This window comes from Bordetella petrii (assembly GCF_000067205.1).
Taxonomy (GTDB): domain Bacteria; phylum Pseudomonadota; class Gammaproteobacteria; order Burkholderiales; family Burkholderiaceae_B; genus Bordetella_A; species Bordetella_A petrii.
This window is the reverse complement of sequence record NC_010170.1, coordinates 5000474-5016611: the sequence shown is the minus strand read 5'-3', so window position 1 is coordinate 5016611 and position 16138 is coordinate 5000474. Positions and strand designations below refer to the sequence as shown.

At 66.2% G+C, this 16138-nt stretch carries 15 protein-coding genes; 9 read left to right on the top strand and 6 right to left on the bottom strand.

Features of this window, described 5'->3' with window-relative positions; all coding sequences use genetic code 11:
• Positions 1-130 precede the first annotated feature (130 nt).
• A complete protein-coding gene (locus BPET_RS24055) occupies positions 131-895 on the bottom strand; it encodes a uracil-DNA glycosylase (RefSeq protein ID WP_012251576.1) in 765 nt (254 codons plus the stop codon).
• A gap of 236 nt (positions 896-1131) precedes the next feature.
• On the opposite strand from BPET_RS24055, the gene BPET_RS24050 reads away from it, so the two are divergent.
• A complete protein-coding gene (locus tag BPET_RS24050) occupies positions 1132-1650 on the top strand; it encodes a hypothetical protein (protein ID WP_012251575.1) in 519 nt (172 codons plus the stop codon).
• A gap of 26 nt (positions 1651-1676) precedes the next feature.
• Here BPET_RS24050 and BPET_RS24045 read toward each other — a convergent pair whose 3' ends face one another.
• Positions 1677-2693: an amino acid ABC transporter substrate-binding protein gene (locus tag BPET_RS24045; RefSeq protein ID WP_012251574.1), complete on the bottom strand. Its 1017-nt coding sequence runs from the start codon at positions 2691-2693 to the stop codon at positions 1677-1679.
• Positions 2694-2948: 255 nt separating this feature from the next.
• On the opposite strand from BPET_RS24045, the gene BPET_RS24040 reads away from it, so the two are divergent.
• Complete coding sequence (locus BPET_RS24040) at positions 2949-4169, top strand: NnrS family protein (protein ID WP_012251573.1); 1221 nt, start codon at positions 2949-2951, stop codon at positions 4167-4169.
• A gap of 115 nt (positions 4170-4284) precedes the next feature.
• On the opposite strand, the gene BPET_RS24035 is transcribed toward BPET_RS24040, so the two are convergent.
• The 4 genes from BPET_RS24035 to BPET_RS24020 form a co-directional block, all read right to left on the bottom strand.
• On the bottom strand, positions 4285-4749 hold the full coding sequence (locus tag BPET_RS24035) for an HIT family protein (protein ID WP_012251572.1): 465 nt from the start codon (positions 4747-4749) through the stop codon (positions 4285-4287).
• Positions 4746-5207, bottom strand: a complete 462-nt coding sequence (locus BPET_RS24030) for a GNAT family N-acetyltransferase (RefSeq protein ID WP_012251571.1) — start codon at positions 5205-5207, stop codon at positions 4746-4748. The genes BPET_RS24035 and BPET_RS24030 overlap by 4 nt, the downstream gene beginning before the upstream one ends.
• An 18-nt stretch (positions 5208-5225) precedes the next feature.
• The gene (pap, locus tag BPET_RS24025; RefSeq protein WP_012251570.1) at positions 5226-6695 is read right to left on the bottom strand and encodes a polyphosphate:AMP phosphotransferase; all 1470 of its coding nucleotides are present in this window, start codon (positions 6693-6695) and stop codon (positions 5226-5228) included.
• Between the two features lie 119 nt (positions 6696-6814).
• Positions 6815-7504, bottom strand: coding sequence for a Crp/Fnr family transcriptional regulator (locus BPET_RS24020; RefSeq protein WP_012251569.1), 690 nt, complete (start codon positions 7502-7504; stop codon positions 6815-6817).
• Positions 7505-7633: 129 nt separating this feature from the next.
• On the opposite strand from BPET_RS24020, the gene BPET_RS24015 reads away from it, so the two are divergent.
• The 7 genes from BPET_RS24015 to BPET_RS23985 all read left to right on the top strand — a co-directional run bounded on the left by BPET_RS24015 (position 7634) and on the right by BPET_RS23985 (position 16116).
• Positions 7634-9652 carry an AMP-dependent synthetase/ligase gene (locus tag BPET_RS24015; protein ID WP_085970233.1) on the top strand — a complete coding sequence of 673 codons (2019 nt, stop codon included), beginning with the start codon at positions 7634-7636 and terminating at the stop codon, positions 9650-9652.
• Positions 9653-9655: 3 nt separating this feature from the next.
• Positions 9656-10453, top strand: a complete 798-nt coding sequence (locus BPET_RS24010; RefSeq protein WP_012251567.1) for an ABC transporter ATP-binding protein — start codon at positions 9656-9658, stop codon at positions 10451-10453.
• A 15-nt stretch (positions 10454-10468) separates the two neighbouring features.
• Positions 10469-11398, top strand: a complete 930-nt coding sequence (locus BPET_RS24005) for a branched-chain amino acid ABC transporter permease (RefSeq protein ID WP_012251566.1) — start codon at positions 10469-10471, stop codon at positions 11396-11398.
• Positions 11399-11410: 12 nt separating this feature from the next.
• Positions 11411-12475, top strand: a complete 1065-nt coding sequence (locus tag BPET_RS24000; RefSeq protein ID WP_012251565.1) for a branched-chain amino acid ABC transporter permease — start codon at positions 11411-11413, stop codon at positions 12473-12475.
• 101 nt (positions 12476-12576) lie between these two features.
• A complete protein-coding gene (locus tag BPET_RS23995; protein WP_085970232.1) occupies positions 12577-13914 on the top strand; it encodes an ABC transporter substrate-binding protein in 1338 nt (445 codons plus the stop codon).
• A 55-nt stretch (positions 13915-13969) separates the two neighbouring features.
• Entirely contained in the window at positions 13970-14800 is an 831-nt protein-coding gene (locus tag BPET_RS23990; RefSeq protein ID WP_012251563.1) for an ABC transporter ATP-binding protein, read from the top strand.
• Between the two features lie 50 nt (positions 14801-14850).
• Complete coding sequence (locus BPET_RS23985; protein WP_012251562.1) at positions 14851-16116, top strand: phenylacetate--CoA ligase family protein; 1266 nt, start codon at positions 14851-14853, stop codon at positions 16114-16116.
• Positions 16117-16138 lie beyond the last annotated feature (22 nt).

Below are 16138 nucleotides of genomic sequence, written 5' to 3'. Positions count from 1 at the left end.
AAAGGAGGTCAGGAATCGATGGTATCCGGCATGGGGTCGGGCAGCAGACCCGACAAACTGCGTAAGCGGCCGCGTATGTAACTAACTAAGGCGCGGATTTATGCCGGAACAAATTTGTGCAGTGCCGCGATCATAACCCGAATTCCCCTTGACGTACATCCCCTTCGTTTTCTTCGGTGATCCAGTCAATAGGGGTTTTGCCTTGTTCGGCCAGCCAGGCATTGACCCGGGCGAAGTGGCCGCAGCCCAGGAAGGGCGCCGGCGGGCGCCGCGCGGACAGCGGCGAGGGATGGTTGGCCTTCAGCACCAGGTGGCCACTGTGGTCGGGCAGCAACACTTGTTTGGCTTGCGCATGCGCGCCCCACAGCAAAAAGGCCTTGGGGGTGGAGTCGCGGGCCACCAGGCTGATCAACGCGTCTGTCACGGTTTCCCAGCCGCGCCTGGCGTGCGACGCGGGCTGGCCGTCTTCCACGGTGAGCGAGGTATTCAGCAGCAGCACCCCCTGGCGCGTCCAGCGCGTCAGGTCGTTGCCGCGCGGCAGCGGCGCGCCGGTGAATTCCTGGGCGATCTGGCTGAAGATGTTGCGCAGGCTGGGCGGCCGCTTGCAGTCGTCGGGTACCGAAAAGGCCAAGCCCTGGGCCTGGCCTGGGCCATGATAGGGGTCCTGGCCCAGGATCACCACGCGCACGTCGGCGGGCGACAGCCCCTGCAGCGCCCGGAACGGGGTGGCCGGGTATACCACGGCACCCTCGGCGAGCCGCTGCTCTATATGAGCGATGACGCCGGCCAGCGCCCGGGCCACGGCCGGCGCTTGCAGCGCCGCCTGCCAGGCGGGCGGCAACTCGGCGGCCTGTGCGGCCAGGGTGTTTGTCTGCAGGCGGTTGTCGTGTGGCATGGCCGGATTTTTGCATATCGGGCGCCACGCCCCTGTTGCCGGTTCCTTATGGTAGGGGGCCTTGGCAGGCCCGGCGCGCGCGCCTGAAACGGCGTGAAGTCTCTGTTACATGCGCTGTCCGCGGGCCGCGCGACAGGTCTGCCGCGCGGGAGTAAAGTTACTCGTAGCTACCCGGCCCAGGGGTGCCCTGCGCTGCACGCGTGGCGCCGCCGGTGGCGATTTTCAGGAAAGACACTATGAAGTCCCGATTCTGGTGTGCGGCCGTGGCCGCCGCCACCCTGACCGCCTTCAGCGGGCAGGCCTCGGCCCATGGCTATCGCCACTACCATGGCAATTACTATTCCGGCTGGTGGGTTGGGGGCGCCGCCCTGCTGGGCGCGGGCGTGGCGTTGGCGCTCAGCAGCGGTCCCCGCTACTACAGCGGCGTGTCATACGTGGCGCCGCCGGTGTACTACCCGCCCGTGCAGTACGCGGCGCCGGTCTATGCCGCGCCGCCCGTCACCTATGTGGCGCCGGCCGTAACCTATGCCGCGCCGCAGGTGGCCTCGTCCAGCCTGGACGTCATCGCGTATCCCGCCAAGGGGCAAAGCGATGCCCAGCAGGCGCGCGACCGCGCGGAATGCCGTCGCTGGGCCATCAACCAGAGCGGTTTCGACCCCGCCGGCATCAGCGAATACACCACCGCCGTTTCCACGCAGTCATACACCCGCGCCATGGGTGCGTGCTTCAAGGGGCGGGGGTATAGCATCAACTGACATGGGCAGGGCCGTCAGGCGCAACCTCAGCGGATCGGCAAGGCGTACATCAGGCCGCCCTGGGTCCATTGTGCGTTCAGCCCGCGCTTGATTTTCAGCGGGCTGCCGGCGCCGACGTTGCGCTCGAAACTCTCGCCGTAATTGCCCACCTGCTTGATGATGTTGTAGGCCCATTTTTCGTCCAGACCCATGTTGGCGCCCGCGCCCGGCGTAACGCCCAGCATGCGACGGATGTTGGGATTGGCGCTTTGCAGCTGCTGGTCGACATTGGCCGACGTAATGCCGTATTCCTCGGCTTCGATCATGGCCGACAGTGACCAGTGCACGACATTCAGCCAGGCGTCGTCGCCTTGCCGCACGAAAGGCCCCAGCGGTTCTTTCGAGATGATCTCGGGCAGCACCAGGTAGTCGTCCGGGTTCTGCAGCTTCGAGATGCGAATCGACGCCAGGCCCGAGGCGTCGGTGCTGAACACGTCGCAGCGGCCCGAGGCAAAGGCGTTGACCACTTCGTTGAAGGTCTCGATCACCACGGGCTTGTAGCTGACATTGTGCGCGCGCGCCCAGTCGGCCAGCGTGTTTTCGTTGGATGTGCCGGTCTGCAGGCAGATGGTGGCGCCGTTGAGTTCCGTGGCGCTTTGCACGCCCAGCGACTTGGGCACCAGGAACCCCTGGCCGTCATAGAAGTTGATGCCGGCGTGGATGATGCCCAGCGCCGTGTCGCGCTGCTGCGTGACCGTGGTGTTGCGCGTCAGCACGTCGATTTCGCCTGACTGCAGCGCGGTGAAGCGTTGCTGCGAATTGAGCGGCACGATCTTGATCTTGTTGGCGTCGCCGAACACGGCGGCCGCCACGGCGCGGCAAAGATCCACGTCCAGGCCGCGCCACACGCCCTGCGCGTCGGGCGCCGAGAACCCGGCAAAACCCGTGGTGGTGCCGCAGCGCAGCTCGCCGCGCTTTTGCACGACGTCCAGCGTGGCGGCCTGCGCGCCGGCCATGGCGCCCAGCAGCAGGGTGGCGCCGATCAAGCTTCTTGCAATCTTCATGGTGTGCTTCCAATAGGTGTGGGCCAGCGGCAATGCCGGCCCGTGGCGAAACCCCGACAGATTAGCCAGCTTGCGGGGGGGCGCAAAATAACCGGACGTTTGTACGATATACGCGACAGTGGTTATTGCGAATACTCAAGAAGAAATGCAATAAGCTGCAAGGGTGGGCCTCAAGGCCAAAACTGTTGCGCGGCGCGGGTAGACTCGTTCGCGACCGTGCTCGTGTGCGGTGTTTTCTCTCTTGCCCGATACGCCATGGTTCAAATCCCCATTTCTCCGTCTTCCCTGCACCGGCCCACCGAACCGCGACAGCAGCCGCCCTCGGGCTGGGCGCTGTTCGCGCTGGGGTTCCGTCCGTTTTACCTGGGCGGCGCGGTGTTTGCCGCCCTGGCGGTGGCCATCTGGGCCGGACAACTGGCCGGGGTGCTGCCGCCGCCGGCGGGCTCCCTGGGCCTGGCGCTGGTGTGGCATGCCCACGAAATGGTGTTCGGCTTCGCAGCCGTGATCGTGGTGGGTTTCCTGTTTACGGCCGGGCGCGCCTGGACCGGCGTGGACACGCCCGCGGGCGGGGCGCTGGCGGCCTTTACCGCCTTGTGGGTAGCGGGCCGGCTGGCCATGTGGGCGGCTTCGCCGCCGCTGGCGGCCTTGCTCGACGGCCTGTTCCTGCCCTTGGCGGCGCTGGCGTTCACGCGCGTGCTGGCGCGCGCGGGCAATCGCCGCAACTATCCCATTGCGCTGGCCCTGTGGGTATATGGGGCCATCAACCTGGCGTATCACTTCTTCGCGTGGCAGGGCGACGCGGCGCTGGCGCTGCGCGCCTGTGTGGCCGGGCTGGCGCTGCCGGTGCTGTTCGTCACGGTGATCGGCGCGCGCGTGCTGCCCATGTTCACCACCAACGCCGTGCCCGGCTTTCGCCTGAAATCGAACCCCCGCCTTGGCAAGCCCATCGTGGCGGCCACCATCGCCGCGCTGCTGGCCTGGGTGCTGGAGGCGCCGGCCTGGCTGACGGCTCCGTTGGCGGCGCTGGCCGGCGTGCTGCTTGGCGTGCGGGTGGCGGGCTGGCGCGGCTACGCCGTGGGCAACCGGCCCATTTTGTGGATTCTGCATCTGGCCTATGCCTGGTTGCCGGCGGGTTTCCTGCTGCTGGCGGCCGGCGCGCTGGGCTGGGTAATGCCCGGAGTCGCCGAGCATGCTTTCGCCGTGGGTGTCGTGGGCACGGCCATCATCGCCATGATCACGCGTACCGCGCTGGGCCACACTGGCCGGCGGCTGGTGGCCGGGCGCGCCGAAGTCGTCGCTTACTGGCTGATCGTGGCGGCTGCCTTGCTGCGCGTGGCCGGGCCGTTGGCGTGGCCGGCCGGCTACCTGCACTGGGTGTATGGCGCGGCGCTGTGCTGGGTCATCGGCTTCGCGCTGTACGCGCTGACCTACGCGCCGCGGCTGGCGCGTCCGCGGGTCGACGGCAAGCCAGGCTGAATGCGACTGCCGGCCATGGGGCCGGCCACACAGCGCATCGTTGAATTTGTCATCCGGCGCCCGGGCCAGGTGGCGCCAGCTGTCTTGCCGTGCAGCGGGTGTCAGACCCGGCCGCTCAATGCCACAGCAGCGCGTTCATGGCTTCGACCAGCCGGTTGCGATAGCGCGGCAGCAGTTGTTGCAGGCGTTCATTGCGTGCCTGCCAGTCGGGCGGCTCTGTGCCGGCGGCCTCGCGCGGAGTCGCCCAGATGGCGTCGGGAAAATGCCGATCGCCCCGAAAGCGCGGGATGACGTGCCAGTGCAGGTGCGGCACCATGTTGCCCAGCGAGGCCAGGTTGATTTTGTCGGGCGCCAGAACGTCGCGCTGCACCTGCTCCACGGTGTACACGGCGCGCATCAGCAGATCGCGCCCGTGCGTGGACAGGCTGGTCATTTCCGGCAGGTGGCCATTCCAGATGACGCGGGTGAAGCCAGGGTAGTCTGCATCGGCCACTTCGACGACGCGCAGGTGCGCGCCGCGCCACAGCAGGGCGCCGCCGTCTTCGCGGCACAGCGGGCAATCGGGGTCGCGCGCGCTCACAGGGTCTTCCGGTACTGGATGAAGCCGGAACGGTCGGCGATACGGTCGTAAAGCTGCATGGCGGTATGGTTGGTTTCGTGGGTCAGCCAGTACACGCGGGCGGCGTTCACGGCGCGTGCCTGGGCGTACACGTGTTCGATCAGGGCGCGGCCGTGGCCGCCGCCGCGCACGTCGGGCGCCACGAACAGGTCTTGCAGGTAGCAGTAGTCACCCGCCGTCCAGCACGACCGGTGCAGCACCCAGTGCACCATGCCCACCGCGCGGCCGTTGTCGTAGGCCAGCGCGGCGTGCATGGGCTCGGCCGGATCCAGGAAGCGTTCCCAGGTGGTGCGGGTGACGGCGTCGGAGATGTCGACGTTATAAAAGGTCTGGTAGCCCTTCCACAAAGGCAGCCAGGCGTCGAAGTTGGCGGCGGTGACGGGGCGTATGTCGGCGGGGGATTTCGCTGCGGTTTTCATGGATGTGAACGACAGGGGTCAGAGAGAGTTTTCAAGCGTGTCGACGATGTGCCGCAACACCTGCACACGCGCATAGCGCTTGTCGTTGGACGGCACCACGTGCCAGGGCGCCGGGGCGGAGTCGGTGTGCGCCAGCATGGCGTTGGTGGCGGCGGCGTATTCGCGCCATTTCTTGCGGTTGCGCCAGTCGTCGTCGGTGATCTTGAAATGCTTGAAAGGCGACTGCTGGCGCTGCCGGAAGCGTTCGAGCTGCACGTCCGGCGTGAGGGCCAGCCAGAACTTCAACACAATGATGCCGTGGCTGGTCAGCTGGTGCTCGAAGTCGTTGATCTCGGCATAGGCCCGCCGCCATTCGGCCGGCCGGGCCAGGCCCTCGACGCGCTCGACCAGCACCCGGCCGTACCAGGAGCGGTCGAAGATTGCGATACGCCCCAGTCGCGGCAGCCGGCGCCAGAAGCGCCACAGATAGGGCCGCGCCAATTCGTATGGCGCCGGCACGCTGATGGGGTTGATGTCGTATTGCCGGGCGTCCAGGGCGTGGGTGACGCGGCGGATGGTTCCGCCCTTGCCGGCCGCATCCTGCCCCTCGAATACCAGCACCAGGCTGCGCTGGCGGAAGGCGTCCGAGCGCGCCGCCTCGGCCAGCCGCCCCTGCAGCAGGCCGAGCGCGGATTCGTAGTTGTCTTTGTCTAGCCGCGCCCGGTAGTCGATCTGGTCGAGCCGCAGGGCCGGGCGCGCCGGTTTGGGTGGCGGCCCCGCGAGCCAGGCCGCCACCCGCGGCGCGCTGCGCCGGCGCAGCGCCGCCAGCACGGCTTCGCTGCCGCGCACCGCGCGCAGGCGTTCGTCGGCGCTTGGGATGATGGTCCAGGGCGCATGCGCATCGTCGGTCAGGCTGATGGCCACGCGGCCCGCGTCGCACAGGCGGTGGTACTTCTTTTGCACCTTGCGGTCGGCTGGCGTTACCTGCCAGGCCGTTTCGGGGCTGCTTAGCAGGCGGCGGGTGCGGTCGGCCTGGGCCTGCGCCGACAGGTGGTACCACAGCTTGACGATCTGCACGCCCTCGGCGGCCAGCACCGCCTCGAAGCGGCGTATGGCCTCGGCATGCGCTTCAATGCGCCGCTGGCGCGGCTTCTTGCGGGCGGCCTCGCGCAGTAGCGGCACGTACCAGGAGCCAAACACGATGCCGGTGCGCCCCTTGGCCGGCAGCGCGTTCCAGTAGCGCCACATGGGCGGCCGTTCGAGTTCGTCTGCCTCGGGCGGCCCGAACGCCATGGTCTTGATATGGCGCGGGTCCATCCATTCGTTGAGCAGGTTGATGGCGGCCCCCTTGCCGGCCCCGTCGATGCCGGCCACGACTACCAGCAGGGCGCGGTCGGCGCGTTCCAGCCTGCTGTACTGCGCCTTGAGCAGCGCCACGCGCAGGCGCGCTTCCAGGGTCTGGTAGGCGTCCTTGGATAGTGTCGGGTCGGACTGCGCTTCGTCGAACATGAGGGGTCGCGGTTCCGGGCGATGAAGGGATGGTGCGGGATATTCGCGGCAGGCGCAAGCCTGGTGAAACCGCGGCGACGCACCAAAAAAACCATCGCGCCCGCCAAAGGCACGGCCGGTCAGTCGCCGGAAATGTCCGCCCCGTAGCGCTTGAGCCCATCCAGGTCGAGCACTCGGACTGCCCCGTACTCCACCCGCAGCAGTCCCGCTTCTTCCAGCTTGCCCAGCGCCTGGTTGGCCCGCTGGCGCGATACCCGCGCCAGGTAGCCGACTTCTTCCTGGGTGATCGCCAGCCGCATCCCCATGCCGGGGTACAGCAGCGGGTTGAACAGTTCCGCCAGGCAACGCGCCACGCGCGCGTCCGGGTCGAGCAGGCGGTCGTATTCGGCCTTGCCGATGAACTGCGCCACGCGTTCGTTCAACTGGTGCAGCAGATAGCGGTTGAAGGGGATGCTGGTGTCCAGCAGCCAGTCGAAGGTGGCGGCCGGCAGCCGCGCCACCATGGAGTCGCGCAGCGCGACCACGTCATATTTGCGTACTTCGCGCTTGAGCAGCGACCCCTCGCCGATCCAGCCGCCGGCCGGCACACCCGTCAGCGATGCGACCTTGCCTTCGGCGTTGCCCACCGACACCTTCACCAGCCCGGCCAGCACTCCGATCCAAGCCTGTGCGAGTTCGCCTTTGCGCTCTATGATCGTGCCAGCCTGCGCCGGTTGCACGGCGATATCCCGCTCGACGCGCGCTTGCTGCTCGTCGGTCAAGACGCGGAACCAGGCCGCGGCAAGGTGCAGGGAATCGGCTAGCTGCATCGGGAATACCCTAAATGTTCCTGGAATGTCGCAATCATGACAGTCGGTCGCAACCCAACCTTATACCTTAAGGTTGCCGTATATCGAAAATGAGCTGGTCAAGGTCGCCCCGGTGTTCATGCCGCCAGCATGAGCGCCATACGGGGCGGCCCCCGAACCGGAGGAGACAACGTGGCGCACGCACAGCCTGCAACCGGCGTTCCGCCGGCCACGCCCGGCACCTTTCCTGGCTTGCTGCTGCAGCATGCCAGCGTACGCGGGACGCGGCCCGCGATACGCGAGAAAGACCTGGGCATCTGGCAAACCCTGACCTGGAGCGAAGTCGCGCACCATGTCAGGCTGGCCGCGCATGGCCTGGCCGTTCTGGGCATCGGGCCGGGCATGCACGTCGCCGTTATCGGCGAAAACCGCCCGCGCCTGTATATCGCCATGATGGCCGCGCAGGCGCTGGGGGCGATTCCCGTGCCTCTGTACCAGGACGCCGTGGCCCAGGAAATGGTGTACGTGCTGCAAGACGCCGCCATTACCGTTGCCGTGGTCGAGGACCAAGAGCAGGTCGACAAGATGCTGGAGGTGCGCGCCCAGTGTCCGGCCCTGGCCCACGTGGTGTACGACGACCCGCGCGGCATGCGCCATTACGCCGATTCCATGTTGCGTTCGTACGAGCAGCTCGAAGCCGCCGGCCGCGAGCATGCCCAGGCCCACCCCGGATTCTTCGAGCAGGCCGTGGCCGCCGTGCAGCCGCACGATGCCGCCGCCATGTTTTATACGTCGGGCACCACCGGCAAGCCCAAGGGCGTGGTGCTCACCCATCACGCCCTGATCGACCGCGCCCAGGCCATTGCCCAAATGGAGCGTCTGACCGACCAGGAAGACGTGCTGGCTTACCTGCCGCCGGCCTGGATCGGCCAGAACATGTTCTCGTACACGCAGTTGCTGGTCAGCGGCTTCACCGTGAACCACCCCGAATCGCCCGATACGGTGTCGATCGACATGCGCGATATCGGGCCTACCTACTATTTCGCGCCGCCGCGCGTGCTGGAAGGCCTGCTCACGCATGTGATGATCCGCATGGAAGACGCCGGCCGCCTCAAGCGCCTGATGTTCCGCGCCTGCATGAACCTGGCGCGCCGGGTGGGCGTGCGTATCCTCGACGGCGAGCCGGTCAGCGCCTGGGACCGCCTGCGCTATGCGCTGGGCAACCTGCTGGTCTACGGCCCGCTGCGCAACGCGCTGGGCATGAGCCGGGTGCGGGTGGCTTACACGGCGGGCGAAGCCATCGGCCCCGACCTGTTCGTGTTCTACCGGTCTATTGGCATCAACCTGAAGCAGCTATACGGCTCTACTGAAACCTCAGTGTTCGTGTGCGTGCAGCCCGATGGCCAGGTGCGCGACGACACTGTGGGGCCGCCCGTTAGTGGCGTGGAAATCCGCGTGGCCGACAACGGCGAAATTCTGGTCAAGAGCCCGGGCCTGTTCAAAGAGTATTACCGCAACCCCGAGGCCACGGTCGAAGCGCGCGATGCCGACGGCTGGTTCCACACGGGCGATGCGGGCTACCTGGATACCGACGGCCAGCTCAAGATCATCGACCGCGCCAAAGATGTCGGCAAGCTGGCCGACGGCAGCCTGTTCGCGCCCAAATACCTTGAAAACAAGCTGAAGTTCTTTCCGCACATCAAAGAGGCCGTGGCCTTCGGCGACGGGCGCGACCAGGTGTGCGCGTTCATCAATATCGACCTGGAAGCCGTGGGCAACTGGGCCGAGCGCCGCGGCCTGCCCTATGCCGGCTATACCGACCTGGCCGGCAAAGACGAGGTCTACCAGCTGGTGGGCGAGTGCATCGAACAGATCAACGCCGACCTGGCCAGCGATCCCAAGCTGTCGGCGTCGCAGATCGCGCGCTTCCTGATCCTGCATAAAGAACTGGACCCGGACGACGACGAACTGACCCGCACCCGCAAGGTGCGCCGCGCCTTCATCGCCCAGAAATACGGCGTGCTGATCGACGCGCTGTTTTCCGGCCAGGCATCGCAATATATCGAGACCGAGGTGAAGTTCGAGGATGGCCGTATCGGCAAGATATCCGCCGACTTGAAAATCCGGCCGGTCAAGACCTTTCCCCCTATTACTGCCCGGGCCGCGTAGAACATGACTTCCCCAGACCGCGACCAGCGCATCGGCAAGGTCATGCTCGACCTGCAGAACATCTCCCTGTCGTTTGGCGGGGTGAAGGCGCTGACCGATATTTCGTTCAATGTGCGCGAGCACGAGATTCGCGCCATTATCGGCCCCAACGGCGCCGGCAAAAGCTCGATGCTCAACGTTATCAACGGCGTATATACGCCGCAGCAGGGCGGCATCGAATTCGATGGCAACCGCTACACCCGCATGAACCCGCGCCGCGCCGCCGAAATGGGCATCGCGCGCACCTTCCAGAACCTGGCCCTGTTCAAGGGCATGAGCGTGCTCGACAACATCATGACCGGCCGCAACCTGCGCATGAAATGCGGGCTGCTGTCGCAGGCCCTGCGCTGGGGGCCGGCCGAGCGCGAAGAGATCCGCCATCGCGAGTTCGTCGAGAACATCATCGACTTCCTGGAAATCCAGGCCCATCGCAAGACGCCCGTGGGACGCCTGCCCTACGGCCTGCAAAAGCGCGTCGACCTTGGTCGCGCGCTGGCCATGGAGCCGCGCCTGCTGCTGCTCGATGAGCCCATGGCCGGCATGAACATCGAAGAAAAGCAGGACATGAGCCGGTTCATCCTGGACGTGAACGACGAGTTCGGCACCACCATCGTGTTGATCGAGCACGACATGGGCGTGGTGATGGACATCTCCGATCGCGTAGTGGTGCTGGATTACGGCAAGAAGATCGGCGATGGCAAGCCCGACGAGGTGCGCGCCAACGAGGCCGTCATCGAGGCCTATCTGGGCGTTTCGCATTAACAAGGCGGAAGAGACATGGGATTTTTCCTGGAAACCCTGTTTGGCGGCCTGATGAGCGGCATGCTGTATGCCCTGGTCGGCCTGGGCTTCGTGCTGATCTTCAAGGCGTCGGGCGTGTTCAACTTCGCCCAGGGCGCCATGGTGCTGGTGGCGGCGCTGTCGATGGCGCGGTTTTCCGAATGGCTGCCGGCCTGGCTGGGGTTCGAAAGCCTGCTGCTGGCCAATGTGCTGGCGTTCATCGTCAGCGCGGTGCTGATGTTCCTGCTGGCCGTGGCGGTAGAGCGCTACGTGCTGCGCCACCTGGTCAACCAGGAAGTCACCACGCTGCTGATGGCCACCTTGGGCATCAGCTACTTCCTTGACGGCCTGGGGCAGATCGCCTTCGGCAGCTCGGTCTACAGCATCGACGTGGGCATGCCCAAAGACCCGGCCTTCATCCTGGAATCGTTGTTCGAGGGCGGGGTGCTTATCAACCTTGAAGACCTGACCGCCGCCCTGGTGGCGGCGCTGCTGGTCGCCGCGCTGGCGCTGTTCTTCCAGTACACCAGTACCGGGCGGGCGCTGCGCGCGGTGGCCGACGATCACCAGGCCGCGCAATCCATCGGCATTCCGCTCAACCGCATCTGGGTCATTGTCTGGAGCGTGGCGGGGTTGGTGGCCCTGGTGGCCGGCATCATCTGGGGGTCGAAGTTCGGCGTGCAGTTCACCCTGTCCACTGCCGCGCTGCGGGCCTTGCCGGTGGTGATCCTGGGCGGGCTTACCTCGGTGCCGGGCGCCATCCTGGGCGGGTTGATCATCGGCGTGGGCGAGAAGCTGTCCGAAGTCTATCTGGGCTCGCTGGTGGGCGGCGGCATCGAAATCTGGTTCGCCTACGTGTTGGCGCTCGTGTTCCTGCTGTTCCGCCCGCAAGGGCTGTTCGGCGAGAAAATCATCGACCGGGTCTGAGGGAGCCTGACCATGTTCTATCGCGAAAACGGCCAGTTCAAGACCGGCTATCGCGCCGACCAGCAGATCTTCCCGATCCGCCAGGACCGCATCTTCATCGGCTTGCTGCTGGCCGTGGCCTTTGTGGCGGTGCCGCTGCTGGCCAGCGACTACCTGCTGCGCGCCATCCTGATTCCGTTCCTGATCCTGTCGCTGGCCGCCGTGGGCCTGAATATTCTGGTGGGCTATTGCGGCCAGATCTCGCTGGGTACGGGCGCGTTCATGGCGGTGGGCGCCTATGCGGCGTGGAATTTCGGCGTGCGCTTTCCGGGTATGCCGCTAGTGGTGCAAATTCTGCTGGGCGGCTGTTTCGCCACCCTGGTGGGAGTGCTGTTCGGCATACCCAGCCTGCGCATTCGCGGCCTGTACCTGGCCGTGGCCACGCTGGCCGCGCAATTCTTCGTCGACTGGGCGTTCCTGCGCATCGCCTTCTTCACCAACTATTCCCCGTCGGGCAGCGTGTCGGTGCCGCCGCTCACGGCGTTCGGCCTGCCGATCGATACCTCGCTGCAGCGCTACCTGTTCGTGCTGGTGTTCGTGGTGGTGTTCGCGCTGCTGGCCAAGAACCTGGTGCGCGGCGCGATCGGCCGGCAATGGATGGCCATCCGCGACATGGACGTGGCCGCCGCCGTGATCGGCATCCGGCCCATGTACGCCAAGCTCACCGCGTTCGCGGTCAGTTCGTTCATCGTCGGCGTGGCCGGCGCGCTGTGGGGCTATATCCACCTGGGTTCTTGGGAACCCCTGGCCTTCGACCTGGCGCGCTCGTTCCAGTTGCTGTTCATGGTGATCATCGGCGGGCTGGGGTCCATCATGGGCGGCTTCTTCGGCGCGGCGTTCATCGTGCTGGTGCCGGTGGCGCTGACCAACGTGCCGCACTGGCTGGGGCTGTCGCTGTCGGTGGACACCGCGGCGCACATCGAGCACATGGTGTTCGGGGCGCTGATCGTGTTCTTCCTGATCGCCGAGCCGCACGGGCTGGCCCGCCTATGGAGCATCGGCAAAGAGAAACTGCGCATCTGGCCTTTCCCGCATTGATTTCCGGCCGCCATGCCGGCACGAGCGGCACGGCGGCCATTTCGTCTACCCGGCTCCAGACCGGGCCAATCCCGGTGTCTATCACACCAAGCAGGAGGTAAATGGAGATGAAGCGTCTTAACCTGAAGTGGGCAGCGGCCATTGTGGCCGCCACCGGCGCCCTGGCCTCGGCCGCCACGCCGGCGCTGGCGGCCGAAGAGCAATTCGTTCCGCTCTTGGTGTATCGCACCGGCTCGTTCGCGCCGCTGGGCATACCGTGGGCCGACGGCAAGCTCGACTACCTGAAACTGGTCAACGCGCGCGATGGTGGCGTCAACGGCGTGAAGATCACGTACGAGGAATGCGAAACCGCCTACGCCACCGACCGCGGCGTGGAATGCTATGAGCGCCTGAAGGGCAAGGGCGGCGGCGCATCGGGCTTCGATACGCAGTCCACCGGCATCACCTTCGCGGTTACCGACAAGGCCACGGCCGATGGCGTGTCGGTGGAGACCATGGGCTATGGCTTGTCGCAATCAGTGGATGGCAGCGTGTTCGAGTGGAATTTCCCGCTGCTGGGCACCTACTGGACCGCCGCTGACGTGATGATCCAGGACATCGCCAAAAAAGAAGGCGGCATGGACAAGCTCAAGGGCAAGAAGATCGCCCTGGTCTACCATGATTCGCCCTATGGCAAGGAGCCGATCCCGCTGCTGCAGAAACGCGCCGAGCAGGCCGGTTTCGAGTTGCTGCTGTATCCGGTGACCGCGCCCGGCGTGGAGCAGAAATCCACCTGGCTGCAGATCCGCCAGTCGCGGCCCAGCTACGTGCTGCTGTGGAGCGCCGGCATCATGACGCCCACCGCCATCCGCCAGGCCCAGGCCAGCGGCTACCCGCGGGACAAGATGTACGCGATCTGGTGGGCCGGCTCGGAAGGCGACGTCAAGGACCTGGGCACGGTCGCCAAGGGCTACAACGTGATCACCATTCACAACAGCGCGGCGCACGGCAAGGTCTATGACGATCTGAAGAAGTACGTGTACGACAAGGGCCAGGGCAGCGACGCCTCGGGCAACACCACGGTGGGCACCATTGCGCACACTCGCGGCATGATGATCTCGATGCTGCAGGTCGAGGCCATTCGCACCGCGCAGGAAAAATACGGCAAAGGCAAGCACATGACGCCGGAACAGGTGCGCTGGGGCTTCGAGAACCTGAACATCACGCAAGAACGCCTGAACGAGCTGGGCTTTGGCGACATCATGCGCCCGGTCAAGACCTCGTGCGACAACCACATGGGCGACGACTGGGCGCGCATTGCCCAGTGGGACGGCAAGGAGTTCAAGGTGGTGTCCGACTGGTACCAGTCGGATAAATCGGTAACCCGTCCGCTGGTGAAAGAAGCCGCGGCCAAGTACGCCAAAGAGAAGAACATCACGCCCCGCAAGTGCGAAGGCTGATGTGAACCGGCCGCTGGCGCTCCGCGCGCCGGCGGCCATCCGTGCAGGAACCGCCATGACCGCTGCCACCGCTGTCCAACCCGACAAGATGCTGCTCGACGTGAACGGCATCGAGGTCATCTACAACCACGTCATCCTGGTGCTGAAAGGAGTGTCGCTGCAAGTGCCCGAAGGCCGCATCGTGGCGCTGCTGGGCGCCAACGGGGCCGGCAAGACGACTACGCTGCGCGCGGTGTCGAACCTGCTCAAGGGCGAGCGCGGCGACGTCACCAAGGGTTATATCGAGTATCGCGGCGAGCGCATCGAGCGGCTGTCGCCGGCCGAACTGGTGCGGCGCGGCGTGGTGCAGGTCATGGAAGGCCGCCATTGCTTCGCCCACCTGACCATCGAAGAAAACCTGCTGACCGGCGCCTACACCCGCGATCTGAACCGCGCCGACACGGCCGAGGCGCTTGAGCGCGTGTACCAGTATTTCCCGCGCCTGAAGCAGCGGCGTGCCAGCCAGGCCGGCTATACGTCGGGTGGCGAGCAGCAAATGACCGCCATCGGCCGCGCGCTGATGGCCAACCCCAACATGATCCTGCTCGACGAACCGTCGATGGGGCTGGCGCCGCAGATTGTCGAGGAAATTTTCGAGATCGTGCGCGACCTGAACCAGCGCGAGCGGGTCAGCTTCCTGCTGGCCGAGCAGAACACCAATATTGCGCTGCGCTACGCCGACTACGGCTACATCCTGGAAAACGGCCGCGTCATGATGGACGGCGCGGCGGCCGACCTGGGGCGCAACGAAGACGTCAAGGAGTTCTACCTGGGCATTTCCAGCGGCGAACGCAAGAGCTTTCGCGACAACAAGTTCTACCGGCGCCGCAAGCGCTGGCTGGCCTGATTTCCACGGCCTTTATTCCGCCCACCCGGTATCCCGAAGAGTGCGATCTCATGCCTGCGTTTTTTGATGCACTGGAAACCCGCGCGCCCGAGCAGCGCGAACGCGACCTGATGGCGGCGCTGCCCGGCGCCGTCGAACGCGCCATGGCGGGCGCCGCGGCCATCGCCGAGCAGTTGCGCGGCGTTGATCCGCGCAGTGTGGTCTCACGCCAGGCGCTGGCCGGCCTGCCGGTGTTGCGCAAGCACGAACTGCTGGAGCGCCAGCAGCGCAGCCGCGCCGGCGCCGGCCCGGCGGGCGCCGCCAAGGCCTTCGGCGGATTCTCGACCATCGGTTGGGGCCAGGCCCTGCGCGTGTTTGCCTCGCCCGGCCCCATCTACGAACCCGAAAGCGCGCGCGCCGACTACTGGCGCTTTGCGCGTGCCTTGTATGCGGCCGGTTTCCGGCCCGGCGAGTTGGCCTACAACTGCTTTTCGTACCATTTCACGCCGGCGGGCTCCATGATGGAGACGGCGGCTCACGCGGTGGGTTGCACTGTGTTCCCGGGCGGCACCGGGCAGACCGAGCAGCAGGTGCGCGCCATTGCCGACCTCGCGCCCAGCGGCTATACGGGCACGCCCAGCTTCCTGAAGATCATCCTGGAAAAGGCGGATGAACTCGGCGTGCAGCTGCCGTCGCTGCGCCGCGCGCTGGTCTCGGGCGAGGCGTTCCCGCCTTCGCTGCGCGACTGGCTGGCCGAGCGCGGCATCGATGGCTACCAGGCCTACGGCAGCGCCGACCTGGGCATGATCGCCTTTGAAACCGATGCGCGCGAGGGCCTGGTGGTGGGCGAGGACATCATCGTGGAAATCGTACGGCCGGGCACCGGCACGCCGGTGCCCGATGGCGAGGTTGGCGAAGTGGTGGTCACCACGCTGAACCCGGACTACCCGCTGGTGCGCTTCGGCACCGGCGACCTGTCGGCCATCATGCCGGGCGCGTCGCCATGCGGTCGCACCAATATCCGCATCAAGGGCTGGATGGGCCGCGCCGACCAGACCACCAAGGTGCGCGGCATGTTCGTGCACCCCTCACAGGTGGCCGAAGTGCTGGCGCGGCATCCTGAAATTGGCCGGGCGCGCCTGGTGGTCAGCGGCCAGACCGGCACTGACCGCATGGTATTGCAGGTCGAGGCCGCTGACCATTCCGACGCCCTGGCCGCGCGCATCGCCGAATCGGTGCGCGACATCACCAAGCTGCGCGCCGACGTGCAGTGGGCCGACACAGGCAGCCTGCCCAACGACGGCAAAGTCATCGACGACGTGCGCTCGTACGAGTAGATTTCCGGCGCCCAGAGTGGCT